The sequence below is a fragment of the Mycobacterium helveticum genome (assembly GCF_007714205.1).
GTDB classification, from domain to species: domain Bacteria; phylum Actinomycetota; class Actinomycetes; order Mycobacteriales; family Mycobacteriaceae; genus Mycobacterium; species Mycobacterium helveticum.
Genome location: NZ_VMQU01000280.1, coordinates 1 through 1,471 on the forward strand (window position 1 = coordinate 1; position 1,471 = coordinate 1,471).

Below are 1,471 nucleotides of genomic sequence, written 5' to 3' on the forward strand. Positions count from 1 at the left end.
TGGATATCACGCTCGGTGAGAGCCGGTGTTCCGCTGTGGGGTGAGCCACTGTTCCGTTGGCTGGTGAGCCACTGCGGCGTTATCGGGTGAGCCGTGGCACCGCTGCGCCAGTCGAGGTGCGGGTGTGCGCGCAGGATCGGTGTTGGCGTGGGACCGGTGCCGGCGGGACGTGTGGTGCCTCGTCCCGCCGGACGCTGGTCAGCCGAGTTGGCTGAAGTGCTTGCGCATTGATTCGTCGCAGGTCAGCACGGTGGCGTGAGCGTTGGTGGTGATGCGGTCGATGATCGCATCGGCGAGAATCTTTTCCTCCATGCGGTCGTGCCACTGTTCGGGCGGCAGCTGGGTGCAGTAGATCGTCGATGCCGCCTTGTGGCGCCGATCGATCAAGGTGTGTAGCTGCTGGATCTGCTGGCGGCTCGGCGTGGTGAGGAACCAGTCGTCGATGATCAATAGCTCCACTTTGACCAGGGCGTCCAGGCAGCGTTTTCGCTCCCCGGTGCGTTCGGCGATGGTGAGCCGGTCGAACAGTTCACCGGCCGGCAGGTAGAGCACACTGCGGTACTGCTGGCAGGCCTTGTTGCCCAATGCGCAGGCCACATAGGTCTTCCCGGCGCCGGTCGGGCCTTGCAGGATGACGTCCTGGTGGGTTTGCAGGTAGTTGCCGACGGCGAGCCGGGTGATCAACTCGGTGTCCACGCTGCGGCCGGGCATGGCTTTGATGTCGGCGATGTCGGCGGCGGGCTGGGCCAGTGCCGCGTGTCGGCGCAGCCGGTGCAGCTTGCTGTTGCGGCGGCGTTCATATTCCCAGTCGACGGCCATCTTGACCATCTCCGGGCCGGTGGGCCGTTGCGCACCGGTGGTGGCGGCGAGGTTCTCGAAGTACTCGGCCATGCCGGACAGGCGCATCGCCTTGAGCCTGGCCAGGGTTTCGGTATCGATCATGCCGGGCCCCCGTCCTGGCCGTAGTAGTCGGCGCCGCGCACGAACCCGGCGTCACCGAGCGACGCCGCCGGCGGCGGATCGGCCTGTTCCCAAGTGGCCCAGAGTTTCTTGATCAGCGTGTAGGACGGCGACGGCGTCGCACCGAGTGCCCGACCGCAGGTGTCTTCCAGCCGGGTCGCGCCGCCTTGGCGTTTGGCCAGCGCCATCACCCCCAGACACGATCGGTAGGACTGCTCGACGATCTTGCGGGAGGCCAGGATCGCCTGGATCGCCGCTGTGGTGTTCGGGCCGATGGTCGCCGCCCACTGCTCGAAGCGGGCCGGGCTCCAGTCAGCCAGCCGGTGCCGATGCCCGGCAGGCATGTGCTCGGCCACGGTGGAATACCGCCCGCGCACACCTTTGAACCGGGCGTGACAAGCGACGCGTTCGGTGCCGGCGAAGACCTCCACGGTGTTAGAGGTGACCCGCACATCCAAGCTGCACCCGATCAGCGCCGATGGCACGGAGTAGAAATTCCGGTCCACTTGAA

General features: G+C 66.6%; 2 protein-coding genes. Both read right to left on the bottom strand.

Features of this window, described 5'->3' with window-relative positions:
- Nucleotides 1-198: 198 nt before the first annotated feature.
- Nucleotides 199-942: an ATP-binding protein gene (locus FPZ47_RS27470; protein ID WP_145039781.1), complete on the bottom strand. Its 744-nt coding sequence runs from the start codon at nucleotides 940-942 to the stop codon at nucleotides 199-201.
- Nucleotides 939-1,471: Mu transposase domain-containing protein (locus FPZ47_RS28725; RefSeq protein ID WP_428321255.1), on the bottom strand; the 533-nt coding region annotated here is incomplete at its 5' end. The genes FPZ47_RS27470 and FPZ47_RS28725, both read right to left, overlap by 4 nt.

Bases quoted from the DNA above. Each gene is read 5' to 3' on its own strand.
- FPZ47_RS27470 (WP_145039781.1), bottom strand. From the start codon at position 942: ATGATCGATACCGAAACCCTGGCCAGGCTCAAGGCGATGCGCCTGTCC.